The sequence below is a fragment of the Arcobacter roscoffensis genome (assembly GCF_024267655.1).
GTDB lineage: Bacteria > Campylobacterota > Campylobacteria > Campylobacterales > Arcobacteraceae > Arcobacter_B > Arcobacter_B roscoffensis.
On record NZ_CP100595.1, the window covers coordinates 2,286,987 to 2,309,954 of the forward strand.

At 27.8% G+C, this 22,968-nt stretch carries 20 protein-coding genes; 4 read left to right on the plus strand and 16 right to left on the minus strand.

What is annotated here, in order from left to right:
* The first annotated feature begins 91 nt into the window (after positions 1–91).
* Together NJU99_RS10885 and NJU99_RS10890 are read left to right on the plus strand one after the other, a co-directional pair.
* Entirely contained in the window at positions 92–1,189 is a 1,098-nt protein-coding gene (locus NJU99_RS10885) for an HdrB C-terminal domain-containing protein (protein ID WP_254575936.1), read from the plus strand.
* A 20-nt stretch (positions 1,190–1,209) separates the two neighbouring features.
* On the plus strand, positions 1,210–1,824 hold the full coding sequence (locus NJU99_RS10890; RefSeq protein ID WP_254575937.1) for an HNH endonuclease: 615 nt from the start codon (positions 1,210–1,212) through the stop codon (positions 1,822–1,824).
* On the opposite strand, the gene NJU99_RS10895 is transcribed toward NJU99_RS10890, so the two are convergent.
* From NJU99_RS10895 to NJU99_RS10960, 14 genes are all read right to left on the minus strand, one after another.
* On the minus strand, positions 1,819–2,400 hold the full coding sequence (locus NJU99_RS10895; protein WP_254575938.1) for an SH3 domain-containing protein: 582 nt from the start codon (positions 2,398–2,400) through the stop codon (positions 1,819–1,821). The genes NJU99_RS10890 and NJU99_RS10895 overlap by 6 nt on opposite strands.
* Positions 2,401–2,408: 8 nt before the next feature.
* Positions 2,409–2,918, minus strand: coding sequence for a prepilin-type N-terminal cleavage/methylation domain-containing protein (locus NJU99_RS10900; protein WP_254575939.1), 510 nt, complete (start codon positions 2,916–2,918; stop codon positions 2,409–2,411).
* On the minus strand, positions 2,918–3,316 hold the full coding sequence (locus NJU99_RS10905; RefSeq protein WP_254575940.1) for a type IV pilus modification PilV family protein: 399 nt from the start codon (positions 3,314–3,316) through the stop codon (positions 2,918–2,920). Before NJU99_RS10905 ends, NJU99_RS10900 begins: the two co-directional genes overlap by 1 nt.
* Positions 3,316–4,818: a GspE/PulE family protein gene (locus NJU99_RS10910; protein WP_254575941.1), complete on the minus strand. Its 1,503-nt coding sequence runs from the start codon at positions 4,816–4,818 to the stop codon at positions 3,316–3,318. Before NJU99_RS10910 ends, NJU99_RS10905 begins: the two co-directional genes overlap by 1 nt.
* A 1-nt stretch (position 4,819) precedes the next feature.
* Positions 4,820–6,763 (minus strand): secretin N-terminal domain-containing protein, encoded by a 1,944-nt coding sequence (locus tag NJU99_RS10915; protein ID WP_254575942.1) that lies wholly within the window; start codon positions 6,761–6,763, stop codon positions 4,820–4,822.
* The gene (locus tag NJU99_RS10920; protein ID WP_254575943.1) at positions 6,750–7,571 is read right to left on the minus strand and encodes a site-2 protease family protein; all 822 of its coding nucleotides are present in this window, start codon (positions 7,569–7,571) and stop codon (positions 6,750–6,752) included. Before NJU99_RS10920 ends, NJU99_RS10915 begins: the two co-directional genes overlap by 14 nt.
* Positions 7,555–8,082, minus strand: coding sequence for a hypothetical protein (locus tag NJU99_RS10925; RefSeq protein ID WP_254575944.1), 528 nt, complete (start codon positions 8,080–8,082; stop codon positions 7,555–7,557). Before NJU99_RS10925 ends, NJU99_RS10920 begins: the two co-directional genes overlap by 17 nt.
* Complete coding sequence (locus tag NJU99_RS10930; RefSeq protein WP_254575945.1) at positions 8,082–8,477, minus strand: hypothetical protein; 396 nt, start codon at positions 8,475–8,477, stop codon at positions 8,082–8,084. The genes NJU99_RS10925 and NJU99_RS10930 overlap by 1 nt, the downstream gene beginning before the upstream one ends.
* The gene (locus NJU99_RS10935) at positions 8,474–9,391 is read right to left on the minus strand and encodes a hypothetical protein (RefSeq protein WP_254575946.1); all 918 of its coding nucleotides are present in this window, start codon (positions 9,389–9,391) and stop codon (positions 8,474–8,476) included. Before NJU99_RS10935 ends, NJU99_RS10930 begins: the two co-directional genes overlap by 4 nt.
* On the minus strand, positions 9,372–9,992 hold the full coding sequence (locus tag NJU99_RS10940; protein WP_254575947.1) for a hypothetical protein: 621 nt from the start codon (positions 9,990–9,992) through the stop codon (positions 9,372–9,374). Before NJU99_RS10940 ends, NJU99_RS10935 begins: the two co-directional genes overlap by 20 nt.
* Before the next feature lie 3 nt (positions 9,993–9,995).
* Positions 9,996–11,210 (minus strand): type II secretion system F family protein, encoded by a 1,215-nt coding sequence (locus NJU99_RS10945; RefSeq protein ID WP_254575948.1) that lies wholly within the window; start codon positions 11,208–11,210, stop codon positions 9,996–9,998.
* Positions 11,200–11,742, minus strand: coding sequence for a prepilin-type N-terminal cleavage/methylation domain-containing protein (locus NJU99_RS10950; protein WP_254575949.1), 543 nt, complete (start codon positions 11,740–11,742; stop codon positions 11,200–11,202). Before NJU99_RS10950 ends, NJU99_RS10945 begins: the two co-directional genes overlap by 11 nt.
* A 3-nt stretch (positions 11,743–11,745) precedes the next feature.
* The gene (gene gspG, locus NJU99_RS10955) at positions 11,746–12,117 is read right to left on the minus strand and encodes a type II secretion system major pseudopilin GspG (protein ID WP_254575950.1); all 372 of its coding nucleotides are present in this window, start codon (positions 12,115–12,117) and stop codon (positions 11,746–11,748) included.
* A gap of 62 nt (positions 12,118–12,179) precedes the next feature.
* Positions 12,180–12,752, minus strand: a complete 573-nt coding sequence (locus NJU99_RS10960) for a YigZ family protein (protein ID WP_254575951.1) — start codon at positions 12,750–12,752, stop codon at positions 12,180–12,182.
* A gap of 75 nt (positions 12,753–12,827) precedes the next feature.
* Between NJU99_RS10960 and tlyA the strand changes: the two genes are divergently transcribed.
* Both tlyA and NJU99_RS10970 read left to right on the plus strand, forming a co-directional pair.
* The gene (gene tlyA, locus NJU99_RS10965; RefSeq protein ID WP_254575952.1) at positions 12,828–13,538 is read left to right on the plus strand and encodes a 23S rRNA (cytidine-2'-O)-methyltransferase TlyA; all 711 of its coding nucleotides are present in this window, start codon (positions 12,828–12,830) and stop codon (positions 13,536–13,538) included.
* Positions 13,507–14,349 (plus strand): bifunctional riboflavin kinase/FAD synthetase, encoded by an 843-nt coding sequence (locus NJU99_RS10970; protein WP_254575953.1) that lies wholly within the window; start codon positions 13,507–13,509, stop codon positions 14,347–14,349. Before tlyA ends, NJU99_RS10970 begins: the two co-directional genes overlap by 32 nt.
* Here the strand turns inward: NJU99_RS10970 and NJU99_RS10975 are convergent.
* Both NJU99_RS10975 and NJU99_RS10980 read right to left on the minus strand, forming a co-directional pair.
* The gene (locus NJU99_RS10975; RefSeq protein WP_254575954.1) at positions 14,344–14,766 is read right to left on the minus strand and encodes a hypothetical protein; all 423 of its coding nucleotides are present in this window, start codon (positions 14,764–14,766) and stop codon (positions 14,344–14,346) included. The genes NJU99_RS10970 and NJU99_RS10975 overlap by 6 nt on opposite strands.
* A 72-nt stretch (positions 14,767–14,838) precedes the next feature.
* Complete coding sequence (locus NJU99_RS10980) at positions 14,839–22,782, minus strand: putative Ig domain-containing protein (RefSeq protein ID WP_254575955.1); 7,944 nt, start codon at positions 22,780–22,782, stop codon at positions 14,839–14,841.
* Positions 22,783–22,968 lie beyond the last annotated feature (186 nt).

Here is a 22,968-nt window from a genome sequence, read left to right on the forward strand (position 1 = left end):
AATGATAAGAGAAAAATACATACTCTTATCATTTTTTTAAGTTAAAATTCCATAAAATTTACTCAACTACAAAAAAGGTGATAATACTAATATGAAACTAGAAATATCTTTATTTAAATTTGACAAAAACTCTGATTATTTACCATACTATACTAAGCATTTTATTAAAACAAAAGAAGAAAAAACACTTCTTGATATTTTAAAAAATATTGACAATGAACAAAAATTAAGTTTTGTTGATTGCCAAGATTTTGATTTAGTAGTAAATGGTGTATATGTAAAAGCAGGAATTGAACTAAAAAGATTAAAAAAAGAGTTTGGAACTGATATTAAAATTGAACCAATCTCAATTAGAAGAGCATGTGATGACTTACTTATAAATGATGATGACTTTAATGAAAGATTAGAACTTCTAAAAGATTTTATAAACGAAGAAGATAAAAAAACTTATCAAGAATTAAAACCATACTTTTATGCTTCAAATACACTAAATTTAGATACATCATATATTGGTGATTCTTTACTTATTTTAGCTTCTATGATAATAGAGAGAGCCAATAAAGAAGAAAAAGACTCTATTTTAAAAATCATAAACTCGTATGAAGTATCAGCAAGTTTTTACAATAGTTCTAAAAATGTGATTTTAGACTTTGATAACTCTTATGAAGAAAGAATTATCAAACTTCAAAAAGCTTTAAATGTTTATGAAGAGACTGAGAAGCAAAACTTTAGACTAAATAAAACTCTTATCTTAGACTTTGGTAGTTTTGAAGAAGAGTATGAATTAAATCATGACTTTAGTGATTTTGCTATTGCATACTACGCTTCAAATAAGGAAGAAAAATATTCTAAACTAATCAATAGTTTAAAAGCAAAAAAAATAAACTTAGAGTCTCAAAGATTAGACTTATCAAAAAATACTTTTAATATAAATAGTAAGATTACACTGTATACAGCTTGTACAATACTATTGGAAGCATTCGATGCAGGAGCTGATTTAATTGTAGTTGATAATGACGAAGATTTCTATATTTTTGATTATAACAGAAAAGAGTTAGAAAAAATTTGTGGTAGAGAAGTTGCTATTCCAGTAGTTCATATAAATGAACTTCAAAAACTAGTAAGTGGAAACCATAAAGAAGCAAAAGAAACACTTGAAAAACATCAAGTAAATCCAGAATTAATCTAAAAAAATAAAAAGGCAAAAACATGATTTTAGATATAAAGTTTATCGTTCTATCGTCACTTTTAATAGCAGCAATAATTCCTCTTTATATCTATAGAGAAAAGGTTTTTGCCTTTGCATATAGAAAAGGTGATATTGAACCTTTTTTGGACCTTGTAAAAAACCATATGAAAAAAGAACACCCTTTAGTTCCTATAAACTATGCTATTGTAGAAAAAACTGCTGATGAAAAAGATATAAGAGTAAGGGAAACTATCATAGTTGAAGATATTGTATCTCAATATTTTAATTATGAATATGAGAAGCAAACTCAAGGAAGTGTTAGTAAAGACAAACTATGGACAGGATATGATGAAAAATCTGTTCATAATGTAAAAATGCCATCTGATTGGGTACAAAGAAAAGAACTAGCTTGGGCAAGAGATAATCAAAAATGTAATAGATGTGCTAAAACTGTTTCACTAAAAAACTCAATTAGTATCTTTGTAAAAGATATAGAAGATGGCGCTGGATATAATATAGAGAATATCATTACTCTTTGTGAAGATTGTAATAGAGTATTAAACTCAAAAAATCCAAGAAATACTATGGCAAATCTTGAACTTATGGATAGACTTATGAAATATGTAGAATCATAAGTTTAATAAAAATTTTGCAATAAATCCACTTTTATTATTTACTTTAATCTCACACCAATCATACTTATTACAACTTTTTAACTCAACTAAAACATCTTTATTTAAATTATACATAATCTTTGAATTATAGTTTGGTTTCTCTCTTACATTTGAGTTATTAGTATTTATTATTGCCTTATTTATCACTAGATTAGTACTTTTTTCTTTTATTATTTTTCTAGTTTTTAGACTTCTAATCTCACTCTTTAAAAGTTCTATTTCTTCTCTAAGTTCACTAATTTCTTTTGTTTTTATTGACTTATCAACAGTTAAATTACTATCTTTTTCAACTAATAGTCTCTTATCTTTGTAAACCTCATCCATGATAATTTTTACTTTATCTTTTAAGTCTTTGATATTTTCTTCATTTTGTATTGACTTATCTTTTGTTATATCTACATCAGTTAATAAAGATTGAAATCCAACTTTAAACAAAAGCAATTCTAATTCTGATGTTTTAACTACTCTACTTTCTTCTTGGACTTCTTGAGCAAAAAGAGATGAACAAACAAATAAACTTAAAATAATCTTCTTCAAACCTTCTCCTATTTTAATAAATATGTACTATAAAGTACTCTTTTTTTATTCTTTTGTTTTATAGCTAAAACATACTGCTTTTTATCTTTTTTTATATCAAAATACTCTATATCTTCTAGAAGAACATCCACATAGGCATTTTCATAGAACTCATAACTTGTATTAGAAAACTTGAACTTATCTTTGCTCTCAATTCTAACTAGTTTGTCATTTGATGAAATAAGATAAGTTATATTAGTATAATATGGATTATGATAAGTATTATTCGAAGTAAAAATAAGCCTTGCATTTTTATCTTTATCATAACTAATACTTAGTGTTTGTGTTGATTCTGCTATATCTTCTAAAAAGATATTATAAAGTCTATTTGAGTCTTTTATAGTTTTTGTTTGTTTTTCAAATATTTTATTTGAGTGTTTTGTTTGATCTAGTGTTTTATATACAAAAATAATAAAAATCATAAAAAGTGTAATCGAAATAACAACTTCAAGTAAAGTAAATGCCTTTTTAGTGTTCATCATAACTCTATTTTAAAACTATAAATATTTTTTTGAACTTTCTTATCTATACTATATGAAGTCTCATATGTCACAATACTAAAATCATAAGAGTCATTTTTAACAACTCTTGTGTCTATTTGCTCATCTTTAACTTTTACTTTTATTGCTTTTAGCTCTCTTCTTAATTTATCATCTTCAAAATCAAATTTTCTACTTAAAAAAAGGTTTTCATTTCTATTATTAAGCTCATCAAGACTAAAAGCTAGTGATAAATACTCTTTGAATTCTTTAGTTTCATTTGATTTATTCACTAAATAAATATTATCACTTTTTACTTGAAGAAGTGCTACCATGACTACACTTAGTACCATAACGGCAACTATTACTTCCATAAGTGAAAAAGATTTTTTCGTCACTACTTAATACCTATTCTAATAGCTTCATCCACAGATGTATCCCCTGCTTCAAGCATAAGTTTTAGTTGTTTATCTAAAGATATCATACCATTTGCTAAAGCTTTTTTCATTAAAGTTGAGTCATCAACTTCACCTTTTAAATACTCTTTTATATCCTCATCTATAACAAATAATTCACCAATAGCAATTCTTCCACTATATCCTGTAAAATTACAAGATTTACAACCATTTGCTTTATAAATATTAGTACTACTATCAAGTCCAAATACTTTATGAGAACCCTCTGAATTGTCTTCTTGTTTACAATCATCACAAAGTTTTCTAACTAGCCTTTGAGCAAGTACTGCAAGTAATGATGAAGAAATCAAGAACTTCTCAACTCCCATATCAATAAGTCTTGTAATAGCTGCTGGGGCTCTATTTGTATGTAGAGTTGAGAAAAGCAAGTGACCGGTAAGAGCTGATTGAACTGCAATTGAAGCAGTTTCACTATCTCTAATCTCCCCTACCATAATAATATCAGGGTCTTGCCTTAAAATAGATCTAAGTCCTGATGCGAAAGTAAGCCCTACTTTTGTATTTACTTGTATTTGAGAGAATTCATTTGATTTATACTCAACTGGATCTTCAACTGTTATGATATTTTTTTCATCGCTTACAACTTGATGTAATAGTGAGTGTAAAGTTGTTGATTTACCACTTCCTGTAGGTCCTGTTACTAATACCATTCCATAAGAGTTTTGAAGAACACCTTCAAGCTCTTTAGTTATATATGTAGGAAAACCTAACTCTTGAACACTTAATATATCCTCACTTTGCATAAGAATCCTCATAACAACTCGCTCACCATAAAAAGTTGGAAGAATAGAAACCCTAATATCCAAAGTCTTACCTGCAATCTTTATTTGTGTTCTACCATCTTGAGGAACTCTTTTTTCACTAATATCAAGATTTGAAATAACTTTAATTCTTGAGATTACTAAAGACATGATATTTTTATCAAGTTCTATATGCTTAACTAAAACACCATCAACTCTATATCTAACCTCAGCTTTAAACTCATGCATTTCTATATGAATATCTGATGATTTTTTCTTAATTGCTTGATAGAAAAGTGAATTTACAAACTTAATAATAGGAGCTGATTCTTCTGAGGTTAAAATATCACTTCCAACTTTTAAGAAATCACTCATAGAGAAATCTTCATCCTCCAAAGTTGCATCTTCTTGCTCTTGCTGAATTGCACTCATTTCGCTATCTGTTTTTATTTCTAAGAACTTATTATAAAGCTTTTCATAAGATATTTCATCTAAAAATACTATCTCATGCTCATAATTTAGTTTTGATAAATAATCCAAAGATAAACTCATATGCTCACTTGAAATAGCAATAACTACTTTTTCATCAATCTTTGTAAAAAGAACATAGTTTTTTAAAGCAGTTGAGTAGTTATCTAACTCATAAGGAATAAGATTTAAATTGTGAACTTCATTTATATTCATACTAGTTTCCTAAGATCTCTGCAACTCTTTTTTCATGGGCAGTTTTTGAATCTGTTTGTTCTTGAACTGTTTTCCCAGTTTTTAAAGAAGTGTATTTTTTATCTAATTCTTCAAGTTTTTCTTTATACTCTTTTTCTCTTTGGATTTTATCGATTTGTTTTTCTCTTAATCTAATTAATGACTCTTTTAAATACTTATCTTCTAAAAGTTTTAATTGTGCTAATTGATTTCTAACATAAGATAAATCTTTTGATTTAGGAATAATATATGGAGTTACAACAATAACTAAGCTTCTTTTTCTATAGTCAGTTTTATTATGTTTAAATAAGTTTCCTAATAATGGAACATCCCCTAAGATAGGAACTTTACTTTCCGTTGACTCTTCTTTATCTTCAATTAGTCCACCTATTATTACAGATTCACCATTTTTAACAATTGCACTTGTGATTACTTCTTTTTTTGTTGTATCTGCATTACCACTTGTAGTTTCTGTTGTTTTTACATCTTCTAAAATAGTATTAATTTCCAATGTAACTTTGTTATCATTTGAGATTCTTGGTTTTACTTTTAAAGTAAGTCCTACATCTTCTCTTTTGAAATTCTCATTTGTAGTTCCACCATCTGTAACAGTAGAAGAAGTTTTAACAGATATTGTTTCACCCACATAAATAGAGCTTTCTTTATTATTAATAGCTAAGATAGATGGTTCAGAAACAATATCTAAAGCACCGTCTTGATCAAGCAGACTAATAGAAGCACCCAAAGCTAAACCAGAAGTAATATCAGGTATTTTAAGACCAATACTATCTGGTTTAAAAGCTAAAGCTTCCCCTCCATTTAAAGATGAAGAAAATGTTCCAAGACCATTACTTCCAGATTTACCACCTAAAATTCCATATTTCACACCTACTTCATCAACTAAGGTATCATTTAACTCAATAATTCTAGCTTGAACATATACTTGTGCTTTTTCCTTATCTAACTCTCTTAAAAGCTCTTTTATATAAGCTATTTCAGTTGATGGTCCCATTAAAACTATAGCATTTGATTCTTCATCTATTGAAGAAAGTGGTTTATCATTTGGGTCTATGTATTTTTTCTTTCCAATTACCCCATCAATTATTTTGATTACATTTTTTGCTTCTACATTTTTTAAAGGTATTACTTCAACTACTCTTTTTACTAATGAATCATTTTCATCTACGCTTTTTACATATTTAGCTAAGTAGTTTATATTTTGTTTATGTCCTATTAAAATTAAAGAGTTATCATCTTTATTTGCAATAATATCTACTTTTTGAGTCTCTATTTTACTATCAAATTTTGATTTTGCTATTGCATCAAGATTTTTTTTAGCTTCAATTGCTTGAATGTTTTTAAGTTCAACTATCTTAGTATCTTTTTTTGCTCCGTAAGTCATAATAGATACTACTTTTTTAACAGTTTTTATATTATCAACAAAGTCTGTTAAAACTAAAGAGTTTGATTCTTTATTTGTTACAAGTTTTGCATTTTTAGAAATAAGATGTCTTATTTTTGAAGCTACGTAATCTACATTTGCATTGTAAACTGTAAATACTTCTGTAACCATTTGATAATGAGTTTTTTGCTTTGCACCATTTACAACAGGTACATTCTTTTTTGCACCTTCATTTAGTTTTACTATTCTTAAAATTTCATCATTTTGAACAAGAGTATAACCTTTTGATTCAAGTACATATATAAGTATTTTTACCAACTCATCTTTTTCTAAAGGTTTATTTGAAATAAAATCAACATTTCCTTTTATTTGAGTAGTAACTAAGATATTCTTATCAATAATCTTAGATGTAATCTTCACTAAATCCATAATCTTTAAATCTTTAAAGTTTATGTTTATTTTCTCACTTGCATTTAGTGTAAAAGTAAGAAATAGTCCTACTAATAGTACTTTAATCAATCTCATAGTTTAACTCCATTATCTCATTGTTTCTTAATATTTCTATGTTTAGGTATTTTGTTTTGCTTATATTGTTATATACTGCAAAAGCATCAGCATAAGAGTCTAAAACCTTATTGTTTATTGCTTTTATAATATCACCTTGTTTTAGGCCTAGTTTCCCAAAAACAGAATTTTGATTTACACTTCCCACTTTGAACCCTTCTATTTTAGAACCATTTCTTAACTCTTCTATTGCTATATTTTGCCAAACTTTATCAGGGTTTTGTACATAAGAGTTTAAATAGTCTCTTTTTACAGTAACACTGTCATTTTGAACTACTACATTTTCATTTATATTATTTGTTTTTCTTGATATTTCATAAGATATATTTTCTTTAGCTTTTGATATTTCAAGTTTATACTCTTTTGCTTGTTTCTCAAAAATCACATGATTTTTAAAAAGTTTTGTAAGAATATATCCATCTAGTTCTTCATACTGAGCTACAAAGTAGCTTTTCTTGTCTCTCTTATTTTCTATAATAGCCCAACCAGTATTTGAACTTGTAGAGTAAATACCTTTTAAATTATAAGAAGACAAACTTTTAATATTTTCTCTTTTTGTTTGTGTTTTAGGAATAGAAGGTCTTGATACTGTACTATTATAAAAACCATCATATTTATTATAGTCAATATCAGAACTAGGCTCTTTTACATACTCTACAGAACTTTTAGGTAAAAAACTTCCTAAAACACTCATAAGTATATATACAAACAATGATATATAAATAAAAGGTATTAATAATTTAACTAATTTATTAAAATTTGTATTCATAAACATACCTTCCATCTTTAAATTTCATTTGTCTTAATACATTTGAATAAGAGTTTTTCATACTACTTGTAGCTTCTAAATAAACTATAGCTTTTCTATCAAAAATATTTATACTTCCATAAAGCTTTCCAAAAATACCATCTGCTTCTATTTGTACATTTTCATAGTCTAAAATGGAATAAGTCAAGTATATATTTGTAAGAGGTGTTGGAAACATTGATTTAAAGCTATCTAATAATCTTACATTTTTAATAGATACTTGATTGTAAAACAAGTAAGTATTTATAGATAACTTTTCTACATTTGCGACATTTATTTGCTCAAAATAAATATCTGAATACTTTAAGTCAAAGCCTAAAATTTTGTTTTCAAACTGCTCATTTGAAATAACGATATTTTTTTCCTCTATCTTTTTCTCTAAGAAATAAAAAAGCTCTTGTTTAGGTAGTAAAACCATAGATATAAAAATAAAAAATATCACATAAACTAAACTCTTTAGTATTTTTTTCATTATTTATATCCTATTTCTAAAGCAATATAATCTTTTTGTAGTTCCATTTTTTCTATAATTAACTGCTTATTTAAGACTCTATTTAAAAAATCATTTAACACTTTACTATCTTTTGATTCTATTTTTACTTTTAGATTTTTTTGAGTTTCAACTTTTAAAATTTTATGTTTTCTAAATTTAGAACTATTTACTATTTGATTAATTGTATTAATACTATTTTGTTTATTAGCCCAAGAATTACTAAGATTTCTATACTCTTTTGCTTTTGCCTTTAAAGATTCAAACTCTTTTGCTTTTTCATAAAAACTATTTTTTTGCTCATTTAATTGCTGAAAAGATAAAAGTACTAAGGTTAGCATTAATGCTAGTATGTATAAAGGATTTATTTTATTCATATTTTAATCCTCACTTTTAGAGTTTGCCCTACTTTTCTAAATGATAGAATTTCATATTTTTTACTTAAGTAGTTTTTTAAACTTTCTGTATTATTAATAGATTTATACTCTAATTCAAAGTTTCTTTTTTTGATTTGAACACTCTTTAGAGTAAATCTTTTATCTTTTAAGATATAAGAAACTGCTTCTCTTAATTCAATTTGACTTTTTTGTTTTAGTTTATAAGTGTCTAAAATAGAGTTTGTTTGAATCATCGAACTAGGTAACTTGCTAGCTTTTTTTGTTGATTCTATTTTTTCTTCTAAAGTTGAGATTTCACTACTATAATCAAAGATTTTAAATATATTCACAAAACATATTAAAAGCATCACAAACAGCAATGAATAAATCTGATTAGAAGACAATGAACTGTTATATAGTTTTATATCTACTTTATTTGAGGAAAGTTTTATTTTTTCTAAATTCTTCTCTAAATCAATACTTTGAGTTAATAACGCACTTGGAACTTTTACTAAAATGTCATCGTGTGTATATAAAAATGCTTTATTGCAAATAGTAAATTGTTTGAACTCTAAACATTCAGTTTGAGCAAAATATATTGAGTTTACTTGCGAACTTGAAATAGCAGCATTTTTTATAGCTTCAAATATCTTTTTATTTATATATGCAAAACATAAATACTTACCATCTTCAAGTTTTAACACTTGATATGAAAGTTCATTTGTTGTCTCTAATACATCCTCAAAAAGAGTAGGCAATACATGCCTTGCTTGTGTACTGTTTTTTACAGGTATATCAAAAACTCTAACCCAATAAAACTCAGGGGATAAAATAATATCAACCCTATCTTTTATATTTACTTTACTATCTAAACATAAAAAGAGTTTTTTATGTTTATTTGAAACTAAGCTCAAAGTATTTTACCTTTCCTTCTTTATCTAAAATATAATATCCTTTTAAAATCTCTTTTAGATACATGACTTTTATTTTTAATTCATAAAGTTTACCCTCATTTGAAGAAGATAAAAATCCTAATCTATCTTTTATCTTTAAAATATCATCACTATATGTCTGTTCAATAAAAGTAATTATTATATCATCTACTTGCTTACTATTTTGAAGCTTTGGAGCTCCTTTTAAAAGATACTGTAAGTTTTCAAAACCATCTACAGAGTTATCCCAAAAAAACTCTTGTATATGTTCATACTTTTTTTTATCTTTTTCTTTTAGCAAATTTAAATCATACTTATCATACTCAACAAGTGAAAGTTGTAAATCAATATCTTTTATGGAAAAAGGTATCCCTTCTAAAGGTGGTAAATCATCTGGGTATTTTTTGATAAATTTTGAAGCTTCAGTTTGGGCATTTTTTACCATCATCAAAAGTTGGGCTTTATTTAGCTTATAATTTTGTTCACTTATATACTCATTTGTATCATCTAAGTTTTTTAATATCAAAGCAGAAATAGCAGTGATAAATAGAAGTGATACTAAAAGAACAATGGATTTTTTCAAAGCCTAACCTAAATTCATAGAAAAGATTGGAAGAAGCATAGAAATTACAATAAATCCAATAGTCACACCAACAAAAAGCATAAATATAGGTTCTAATAAAGACAAGAAAAGATTTGTTTTATCTTTATTTGCTTCATTGTATAAACTAGCTAGATTGTTTAATATCTCAGATAATCTACTTGTATCTTCACCTATTGCAATAGAATGAATAAAAGCTTCATCAATTTTATAAGTCTTATTTGAGTGAAGTAAACTTGATAACTTCTTACCTTCAACAACACTTGAAGAAGCATCAACAAAAACTTTTTTTATTACACTATTTTTTAAAATATTTGCACTTAAGTTTATAGCTTGAACTATAGGAACACCTGATTTTATTAAAATAGAGTTCATATATGAAAACCTAGAAAGTTCTGCTTGCTCTACCATAGTTGAAAAAAATGGCAATTTTAAAACTAATTTATCAAAAACATATTTAAAGGCTTTTGATTTTTTCATCAAAAAAACAAACATAAAAACAAAAGAGAAAATAAAAACTAAAATATAAGCATAATTATTAGAGAAAAAATCCCCCAAAGCAATAACTATTTTTGTACTTTGAGGAAGTTCTTGATCTATTTGTGTAAAAATATCAGTAATCTTTGGTACTATGAAACTAAGCATAAAACCAACCATAAAAAGTGAAATAAATAGTATAAATAAAGGATAAGCTAAAGCTTGACTTGCTTGTTTTTTAACTCTATCTTGTTCTTTTAGAAAAGTTGCCAATTCTAAAAGAACTGATTCTAAAAGCCCACCATTTTCACTAATTTTTATTGATTGTTTATAAAACTCTGGAAGTTTTACTACACTTTGAGAATCAAGTGCCACATAAAAGTTTTTCCCTTCATCAAGATATGTTCCAATTGACTCAAAAAATGAACTTAAAGTTTTATTGTTTTTGTATCTTTGTTTTAAAAGTTCTATTGCCGAGATCAAAGATATACCAGAGTTTAAGTAAATACTTAAATCCCTACTAAGATAAGATAAAGTTGATAAATCTAAAGTTTTTTTTCTTTTAAAAGAGACTTTTGAGAGATTAAAATTTTCTTCTTCAATAGAAGTATATAAAATAGCTCTTGCTTTTAGTTTAGCTTTTGCTTCTTTCAAGTTTGAAGCTTCAAGTTTAGCTTTTACTTTTTTACCATTTGAATCAAAACCTTGATATTTAAAAAGCATCTTTTACCTCAACTATATTTTTATTAAAAATTTCAAAAGCATCACTTAAAGAGTCATAAATACTTGGTTTATCATAAATAGAATTAAAAATATATACTTTATCTTCTTGGGTATCTAAAATAAACTCATTTGTTTTAAAGTCATTATTGATACTAAATTTGAAAACCACATCATAGTCCACATCATTTATTCTTATTTCATCAAACTCTTTTAGAGTTTGTATTGCTTCATATTCATAAATTTCAGGTTTCTGAGAGAAAAAAGCTGAAACAATTTTTTCTTCACTTACTAAACCATCGACTTTTGCATAACAATCAAAACTATCATCAATACAAAGGAACTCTAGTTTTTGTGAAAATTCATATGTATTAAGTAATGAATTTTTTAAGTTTTCTAAACTAATCTTTTTATTGTTTGTTTGAGTATTAAAACTATTAGTTGAAAAAACTAAGAAATATGTAGCAGAAACTATTACTATTACTATAATAAGCTCTATTAGAGTAAAAGCTTTTTTTACTCTAATATCACTCATTTATTACTTACACTTTGAGTAGTAAATATCATCTTCTGTGCTTTCTTTTTTATCAGCACCCTTTGATACTAAATCAAAACCACCCTCATTTGAAATATAAATGAAGTCATTACTCCATGCATCTTTTGGAAGCTTTCTATCTTCAAAATATTTCTTTTCAACTAATAAACCTAAACCCTCTTGTGTTTGAGGATAAGAAGAGTTGTCTAATTTATACATCTTTAAAGTTTGTGCAATACTTTTCATCTGAATACAAACTATTTTATCTTTTGCTTCATCACTTTTACCTGTAAGGTTTGGTAATACAAAAGCAGCCAGTAATCCTAAGATAATAATTACTACCATTAATTCCATTAAAGAAAATGCTTTTTTCACTTTTTGCAACCTTTTTTAAAATTATGATATTATAGTGTCTTTTTCTTAAAATAAATTGTTATTTATTCATATTTTATTGTTCTTGGAAGCTGTGTAACTAAATTGTTATATTCTTCTTTACTAAGAGATATACTAAGCACTATACTATCAGTAAACTCTTTATCTTTAATAACTATTTCCATAGAGTTTAAAAGATACTCTAATTTAGACAACTCAGCATATTGACAATAAAGCTTTTTCGTTATTAATTCTTTATATTCAAAAAATTCTGCTTTGTTTATAACTTCATTTACACTTGAGCCATAAGCTCTAACTAAGCCACCAGTACCTAGTTTAATTCCACCAAAATACCTTACAATAATAACTGCACTATTTATGATACCTGCACCTGCTAAAACTGCTAGACAAGGTTTTCCAGATGTTCCTTTAGGCTCTCCATCATCACTACTATTTTCAACAACTTGTCCATACTCATTTAAATATCTATAAGCATAAACAAAGTGTCTTCCTTTTGGGTGTTCCTCTTTTAGTCTTTTCATAACTTCATCAAATTTATCATAAGGCATCATATGTGCTATAAACTTTGATTTTTTCTCTTCATACGTGTTTTCAAACTCTTCTTTTACAAACTTCAAATAAAATCCCGTTATATTAAAATAAATTATAGTATATATAAACTATTCTTGATAAAAATTTAACTATAATTTCGCATGAGATTAGACCAATACCTAAAAGACAACTTTCAAATACAAAGTAGAAATAAAGCAAGTGAACTTATAAAAGCAAATAAAATAAAAGTAGATAACAAAATAGTTTCAAAACCATCTTTGGATGTAAATGAAACAAATAAAATCGAAATACTTGAAGATGAGTTTTATGTAAGTCGAGCTGCGTATAAACTAAAACACTTTTTAGAAGAACTTCCAAGTTTAAAACTTGAAAATAAAAATGCCCTTGATATAGGAAGTAGTACAGGTGGATTTACACAAATACTTCTAAATCAAAATGTAAAAAGTGTAACTTGTGTAGATGTTGGTTCAAACCAATTACATGAGAAAATAAAAAGTGACAAAAGAATTAGCTTTTTTGAAAATACAGATGTACGAGACTACAAAAATGAAAATGGCTTTGAAATAGTAACTTGCGATGTGTCTTTTATTTCTATTTTAAATATTATTGAAGATATAAATAGATTAAGCACTAAAGATATAATCATCTTATTTAAGCCTCAGTTTGAAGTTGGAACAAATGTAAAAAGAGATAAAAAAGGTGTGGTAAAAGACAAAAAAGCAATAGAAAATGCTAGAACTAAATTTTTAGATAACACTAAACTTTTAAATTGGGAACTAAAATACAACTCAAAAAGTAAACTACAAGGAAAAGATGGAAATGAAGAAGAACTTTTCTACTTTAGTAAATAAAAACACAATAACTTCTATAGCAATAGGAGGCTTTGATGGAATGCATGCAGCACATCAAAAACTTTTTGAGAAGCTAGATGAAAATGGTGCAATTTTATCTATAGAATCGGGCTACGCAAACTTAACACCTAAAAGTCACAGACAAGAGTATTCAAAGTATCCTATTTACTACTATGTACTTGATAATATCAAACATCTTGAAGGAAGAGAGTTTATTAAACTTTTAAAAGAAGAGTATCCGAACTTAAAAAAAATAGTGGTTGGATTTGATTTTTGTTTTGGTAAAGGTAGAAAAAACTGCGTAAAAGAACTAGATGAACTTTTTGATGGAGAAGTTGAGGTTCTTGATGAGATTAAACTAGATGATATAGCTGTTCACTCAAGAGTAATAAGACAATACCTAAAAGATGGTGATATAAAAACAGCAAACAAACTTCTAGGGAAAGAGTATAAAATCTACGGAAAACACATCAAGGGTCAAGGCTTAGGAGCAAAAAGTTTTGTACCAACAATAAACCTTTTCATAGAAGAGTTTTTACTACCAAATGAAGGTGTTTATGCTACAAAAACTATACTAAATGAAAAAGAATACAACTCTATAACTTTCTTAGGACATAGAGTAACAACTGATGGTAGTTATGCAGTTGAAACACATATATTAGATGAAGAAGTAAAAAACGAAGAGTTTATTGTACAAGTTAAATTTTTTGAAAAATTAAGAGATAATGCAAAATTTGATAGTTTTGATGATTTGAAAAAGCAGATTCTTTTGGATATAAAAAAAGCTAATTTATATCTACAAAACTTATAGTTCTAAAACATACTTTATTTTACGGTACCTTTTGTTTTTTATAGTAATATAAACATTTGAAAAAGTCAATTTATTTTTAAAATAGATTGCCTTTTGAGCTTTAAAGGTTGTTCTTTTATAAATCCCTTTTGGATTTAACATCACAAACTTTCCTTCTAAGAAATAAGCCTTTGTAAAATCAATTTTAGTATCTTCTATAGAAAATTTTCCATTTAAATAAAAAGATGAATTTGAAACAATTTTTTCCTTATTAAAAAATCTAAATTTATTAAATTTTATGGGATTTATATTTTTAGAATTAGCAGATATTTTATAAACTATTTTATCTTCTGTTACTTTATACTCTTTTATATCATTAAGCACTATTTTAAGTTCAGCAAATAAAAAAAGAGGAAAACACAAAAGAAGAAGTTTCAAATTTTACCTTTGAAATAAAAGTAATTATATATGATTTTTATTAAAAGTAGAGAAAACTCTACTTTTAATATACTAGAAGTTATCAGAAATATAAGTATTTAAACCTGTTGTTGTATCTGAAGAGATAAATTTCTCTGTGAAAATAAATCCAGTTAATAATTTATTTGCCTGTTCTATCATATATGTACCTGCATCATTAACTACTTTTAAATAAACGATTTCATTATCTAAAGTTAAAACTAGTTGATTATTAACAGAATCACTTGTCCATGTACCAACTTCATCTGTAGTTCTTATATACATTGGGTGTGGGTCTGAAGAACTTGCTGTATCTATACCTTTTACAACTTTATTGTCTGATGTCAGCATAATATCTCCATACTTTTCAGAATATGTAGTCATACTACTATTTGTATAAGTAAATCCAGCAGTTAATGTAGCTAAATCTATAATTGCTATTTGTGATGTACCATCATAATATGAAGGATCAGTCCAGTCCCAACTGTCCCACTCAATTGAATTAGCAGGTGTTGTTATTTCAATATTTGCAGTTGTTTTATATACATCTGTATACCCTGTAATCAACTCCGTACTTACAAGAGTTAGAGTTCCTGCTTCACCTGTAGCTGCTTCAGTATATGATGAAACTTGTGCATTTGATGTACTTGGAGTAACATTTAAAGTAAAAGTATCATTATCAGTTACATATGAACCTGAATCATTTTGATTGTACTCTGTTCCAACTAATACACCTGTTGAACCATTATCAGTATAAGACATAGAGTCATACCAGTCATCTCCAACTGATAAGAAAGTGTTAGCTGTTAACTCTGCAAAAGTTAAAGTATCAACTTGACTTAAAGCATTTGTAACAGATGTTACTGTTTCAACTTTTTCTTGGCTAGTCTCTTCATCAAAAACTGTAATTTTCATTCCATTTTTAATCTCTTCTTCAAATAAAATATAGAAACTACTATTTGAAGTACCTGTTACTCCTTCTTCACTACAAGTAGCTGTGATATTAACTTTATTTGGATTTGTACTATCAACACTCCAAGAACCTGAACAACTTCCCTTTGTATCTCCACCTGCTGTATCATCAAACATCTCTTCATAATCACCTGATGATTTAAATGTTAAACTAGCTTCACCGTATGAATCTACGAAATTAAAAGTTTTATCCTCAATCATAGATTTATTAAAAGTGAATGTTGTACCAGTTGAAGTATCATCATCAACTAAAAAATCAATTAAAGCTTGACCACTTAAAGTTGAATTATCAGGCTTAGTAATTTTAAGAACAACATCATCTATCTTAGAATTTTCTGCTGTTGGCATAGTTTGAGGTTCTTGCGAAGCTGTGTAACTATGGTAATAGTACATATCAGAGTATTCACATCTTAAGTCATTGTAGATTTTTGCCATATCAGTTGAGATTAAAGTATCATTTCCACCACAAGTATTTGCCCAATTAGAACCAAAGTCACTTATATCTAAAGCTCCTGCAGAACTAAATAGTTTTGAAAGGTCAACTTCAATAGATTTTATTTCATCATCATTTTTAACATCCATAATGTATGAACTAGCAGTTCCATCTAAAGCATCTTTAATTTTCTTAGCTTCATCTAAATCTTCTTGTGTCATCTCATCTTCAAAACCAATAGGAAGTTTAGAAACTAAAGTTAATGCTTCAATTGCATAAGTCTTAGCTGTATCAATTCTTGCTCCATCTACTAACTTGAAAAACTCTCCTGTATTTAATACAGCTGCTGGGTCAATTGCTATATCGTTATATTCAAAAGTCCCACCATAACCATCACTGTGTTCTCTTGTTTTATAGTCAGCATCACTACCAAATCTATATGCAGCTAAATTATCCAACTTAAACGCAACTGCAAGTAAAGTCGCTCTAAATGCAAGTGATTGTTCATAGTTCATAGATACACCATCATGGTCATAAGCAGCAGTTGGATTACTATCAGGGAATAATAAACCTATATCATCACTCATTTGTTTTAGTTCAGTTGCAACATTATGTAACATATTAGTAGAAAAATTTGATAAATTATATGCACTAATACTATCTGCTAAATTCTCATCAATATTTATAGTATCTAATACTGTTGATTTAATATATTGATTTAAATAATTAGTAGTTGATAAATCACTTGGAACATCAAATGTTAATAATGATGCTAAATCTTCATCATTTGCAAGTTCTGCTACTCTAATCATAGTTTTTGCTAAAGTTGCATCAGCACTAGTCTCTGATGAAAGGATAGCTTCAGCTTCATCTATTTTAGTATCAATATTATCTGTTTCAATATCCGTGTTTTCAATTACAGCAATTGCTTCTTGAACAGCATTACTTAAAGGTTCACCAGCTCTCGCTTCAAATCCTAATAAATCTACTTTTGTAATATCTAAGACATCTATTTCTTGTGTCTCAGTTGTTTCAATATTTGACTTAGCTCTAACTTGTGTTCTATCAAACTCTAAATCTAAAGCAGTATCAGATATTTGTACACTTTTCTCAGTATATTCTTCAATAACTGTACCTGTTGATTTATTGATTTTTGCAACATTAAACTTAATAGTGTTTCCATCAATTTCTTGTTTAACAGAATAGAAGAATGTACCATCTGAAACAGTACTATCCACATCTACAAACATTTCATTTGCATACTCTTCTTCTAAGTTGTCTCCATTAACATCATATCTAGCTACATAATAGTACATATGACCAGCTTTAATTCCAGTAGTTACATAAATAGTATCACCAGCTGTGTTTACATCATGCATAACTGAAGTAACTTGTGCTTGAGAATAAGCATTTACTTCTAAAATTTCTAAATCAGCTTTGATTATAGTTTTAGGCTCATCTAAATAAGTTCTAGCTTCCGCTCTTGACTCACTTCCCTTATCTGCATTAAATGCTTCAATATGAATAGTATTACTAGTTAAGTTTTTTATTGCACTATTTCCAGATATATTATATTTACTACTATATCTTTTCTCAACCCAAGTTCTATCAAAGGCTTCAAAATATTGTTCTTGAATATCATTAAATGCTGTGTCAATATCTGTTTGATTATAGTCTTCTAAAGTTGTAGAAATAGACTCACTTCCATTTGCTTGAATAGTTCCATTTACAAACTCGAAAAACTCAACAGTAAATCCACTTGTAGTTTTAGTAATAATATCATACTCACCACTTCTAAATACTACTTTAATTTTTCCATCTTCAATAGTTTCATACTCTAAGAACTCAGTAAAATCATCATAACCACTATCAGCTAAGATAATATCATTTTCTCTAAAGATATATGTTTCATACATATTTGAAAGTTTTTTACCAATTACATTTTCTTTATTAAATGGAGCATCTAAAACACTAATATTTACTGTGGCACGACTCTCTTCAATACCATCTGTAACTGTATACATAAATGTATCATCACCTAAGTATCCACTACTTGGTGTATATACTATTTTACCATCTACAGTTTGCGCACTACCATTCATAGGAGTAGTTAAAGAACCATCTTTTATAGTTAATGTAGTGTCTTTATCCTCATCCGAATCATTTGCTAAAACATCAATAGTTACAGCTGTATCAACTAAAGTATTTGCAGTGTCATCTACTGCTTTTGGAGCATCATTTACATTTGTAACAACAATAGTAAACTCTTCAATAGTTTTTTCACCAGATAAATCTGTTGCTGTAAGTTTCATTAGGTGTTCACCTACATGCTCATTTAAAGCATTTACAGTTAATACACCATCTATAAAATCCATCCAAGAAGGAAGTAAAACACCATCAGCAAAAGTAACATCTAATTCTAATTTATCATCTACATCAATATCTTTAAATGTTGCACTAAAATCAAAGCTCTTAGGAGTATCTTCTAACACTTCTAATGTATCAATTGCAGTTACTAGAATAGGTGCATCATTTACATTTATAACCTCAATATCAAAACTTGCACTAACTTTTGCACCTTCTTTGTCTGTTGCCGTAACTGTAAATGTTTCAGTACCAACAGCATCATTATCAGGAGTTCCACTAAATACTCCGTTTTCAAAGCTTATATCTTCTGGCATTGTTCCCGATGAATCAACTAAAGTATAAGTTAAAGCATCTCCAACATCTACATCTTCAAAATACTCTTTTAAATCTAATGTAAATGGAGTATCTTCATATGCAGTTTGTTTTGGTATTGTTAAAGCTGTTGGGTCATCATTTGTATTTTGAACAACAAGCTCAAAAGTATCACTTACTTCTTTTTCACTGTCTTTTGCAGTTACTTTTATCATATGTGTACCTACAAAATCATTTCCAAGATTTCCACTAAATACACCATCTACAAACTGAATATCAGAGGGTAAATCAGTTTCTTCTGAGTCTTTTACTAAAACTGCTGTGTAAGTTAAAGCGTCTTTATCAATATCTTTAAAGTTTGATGTAATATCATAAGTAAACACTTCATCTTCATTTACAACTTTATTTTTTATAGTTTCCACTAATTCAGGAGCATCATTTACATTTGTAACTGTGATCGTAAATAATAAAGGATCACTTTTCGCACCATTACTATCAACTGCTAAAACTTTAATACTTAAAACTTCTCCAACTGCTTCTTGTCCAGGAGTTCCAGTTAAAATACCATTTGATAAAGTTACACCATATGGTAAAGGAGTTCCATCTTCTTGAGAAGCTATATATGTTAATGTATCTGAATCAACATCACTAAACTTAGATTTTAAATCAAGAGATAATGTTTCACCCTGTGCAATAGTAAGATTCTCTTGTATAGTTACACTTGGCTTATCATTTACATTTACAACTTCAATGTTAAATGAATCTAAAGATGAAGTAGCCTGTCCATCAGTAACACTAATAACAATACCTTCATGAGAACCTACATCACTATTTGTTGGTGTACCACTTACTTTTCCAGTATCTGGATTTATTCCTAACCATGATGGATTATTTGAAATACTAAATACTAAAGTATCTCCATTTACATCATTTGCAATTGGTGTGAAGCTATATAATTCACCTTGTTTTATAGAAGTTGGAACAGTTCCACTAATAGTTGGAGCTGCTTGTGTTGTTTCAAATTCAGTTACCTCTAAAGCCATATCAAGTTCACCTGTTAAATCACCATCATTAACTGTAACTTTAAAGTTGTGAGTATTATTCCCTGATTCTGTATATTCTAAAGAAGAACTTGTAATCTCACCTGTTGAAGGATTAATACTTAAAAAACTTGGAGCATCAACTAATGCAAAAGTATAAGGAGTAGAGTCACTATTTTCAATATCAGTAACATCAACTTTTACAGATAAAGAACTATTTTTAGTTTTACTAATACTTGTACCTGTTGGAACAGATAATACAGGAGCTAAATTATTTACTGTAATTGTAAATGGTGTAACAGTAGTTTGCCCTGCATTATTAACAGCTGCAATTTCAATATTTGAAGTTGTCCCTTCATGGGACTTTTGACTTGGTTTTACTGTAATTACTCCGGTAACACTATTTAAGCTTGCAAATGATGGTAAAGAGTTATTTAAAACTATCCATGAACTTACATCTGTCCCAGATAGTGTTATTGTTGAAGTTTGACCATTTGTTACAGAGTCATTCCCCATTATACTAAGTTCACTTGGTGTAGGTTTTATAGTAAGAGAAATAAATTTAGTTACAAAATCTCCTACAGTTATTTCACTTTCTACTTTTGTATCATTAGAAGGACTAGTTTCATGTCTTACTTTTAATGTTTGACCATTAGTAATTGTTCCACTTGTAGTCCAACCAGTGTTATTAATGTTAATCTCACCATCTGTAACAGATACATTTGTATCTGTATTTATACCTTTGATAGTAACAGCTTCTGACTCAATAACTCTACCAGGTTCAACACCTTCATTTATAGAAAAAGAGAAACTATTAGGTTTAGTATCATCCGCTGCTTTTGTATAAGAAACTAAATTAGATGTAATTCCACCTATATTAACAGTAGTAACAGTTTTTGTTAAGTTTTCAGAAGATGAGGTATGTTTTACAACAACAGCATCTCCATTTTGAACAGTTCCATTTTCACTTGTGAAATCTCCACTATTAATACTATATTGACCATTTTGCACACTAATTGGCGTTGTAGCATTAATACCAGCAACATTTATTGTTGTAGTAATTTCATCAGAAAGTGCAACTTTTGTATTTGCTGAATTATCAATAGTAAATTCATTTGGTACTGTATCTTCAGCTAATGCTTCACTATAAGAGTTAAACTCAGCTACTTTTGTACCTATTCTTAAAGAAGAAGTTGTTTTTGTACTGTTTGAAGAAGATGAGGTATGTCTTACATATACAACATCATTTAAAGATACTTTACCATCTTCATCTGTCCATGTTCCAAACTCACCTATTTTATATTCACCATTTTCAACAGAGACGTCAACCTCACCTGTAATACTTAATACAGTTACAGGAGAAAATGTATCTACAGTTGAACTTAGTGAAGTATCATAAATAGTATCAAAACTAAATGCTGTAGGCTCTTTATCTTGTGCCACAGTAAATGATTTAAAGTATGTTTCTACTTGATTGTCTCCTAAACCAAATGTCACAGTTGTTTTGGTTCTAGTAGAGTATTCACTTGATGTAGTATGTCTTACTTTTAAAGTATCTCCATTATTTATAGTTCCTGCTGCACTTGTATAGGCACCATTATTTATACTATATTCACTACCATCTGAGATAAATATATCAGTTGCAGTATTTATACCTTCAATTGTAATAGTATTACTTTCTACTTGTGTGTTTAAGGCTTGTGCAGTAGAAGAAGTAAAATCAAACTCTTTTATTTTAGTATCAGCTACAAAAGGATCTGATTCTGTAGTTACATTATATTTAAATTTTGTACCACCAATATCAAGTGTTGCTATAACTTTTGTATCATAAGAAGGTGAAGATTGAAGTTTTAATTTTAATGTATCACCATTTTTAATAGTTCCAGAATTAGTAAATGCTTCACCGTTTATACTAAACTCTGCCGTCGTTGAAGAAGAAATAGAAATTTGTGCTTCGCTATTTCCATAAATACCCTCTACTATAATCTCTTCTGATTCATAAGATGTTCCTAAAGAAGCTTCTAGAATATCATTAAAGTCAATAGAGTTATCTAAAGAAATAGTCCCAGCTAATAAATCATCACTACTTGGAACATTGTCAAGTTCAATAACACTCTCCATAGTTGCAGCAACTTCAGATAAATCAACATCTTCTTCTTTTTGCTTTAACTCTTGAAAAACAACTTCAGCTTCATCATCAACTTCACCATCTGTTAAGTCAGTGGCTAAATTTTCTAGTGTTTTTTCTGGATCTTCTGTAGCAGTTAATGCAGCAGAGATTTTAAGAAGCTGAGTATTGGCAGCCTGATTTGTTCCCTCACTACCATCAGTTAAATCTAAATCTTCTAAATCAGTATTTTCATCAAGCTTTAAATTAAATGTCTCTTGAACAACATTTTTTGCAGTTGCAGTTGCATCAGTGATGGATACATTATTTGCCATTTGTTGTTTAATACTTTTTGCAGCGATATGTGTAAGAATATTAATATTTACAGTAGGAGTTGTACCTTCAACTACATTTGTTACAGCAGTTAAAAGTCCACCTGCTGTATATTCACCAGTATTTTCATTTAAATATTCACCTTCAACTTTAAATTCTGTTGGTCCACTCCATGGAATAGAAGAAAAACTAAACTTACCTAAAGAGTTTGTAGTTGTAGTAATAGCTGAGATAGTATTATCAGCATTACCTTGACTATCAAGCTTTGTTGCAGTCACGGTCTGTCCCTCTTTAAAAGGTCCTTTGTGACCTCCACCTCCTGCACCAGTATTTCCTGATGAAGAAGTAGAAGTACCACCTCCTCCACCACAACCAACTAGCATACCAGCAACAACTGTAGATAATACAACATTTTTTATATTAGAATTCCCCATAAAATCTCCTTGTGAATCAAAACTTGTTATTAAATAAGTTTGTATACATTATTTTTACATAATAGAACTTAATACATCTAATAAGCTTTTATAAAAACCTAAAAAATAATAGTATTTTTAAACTTTTTCATCAGTTATGGGTTTAGTTAAATTATTATTTTTATTATTTACTTTTCCATAATTAAT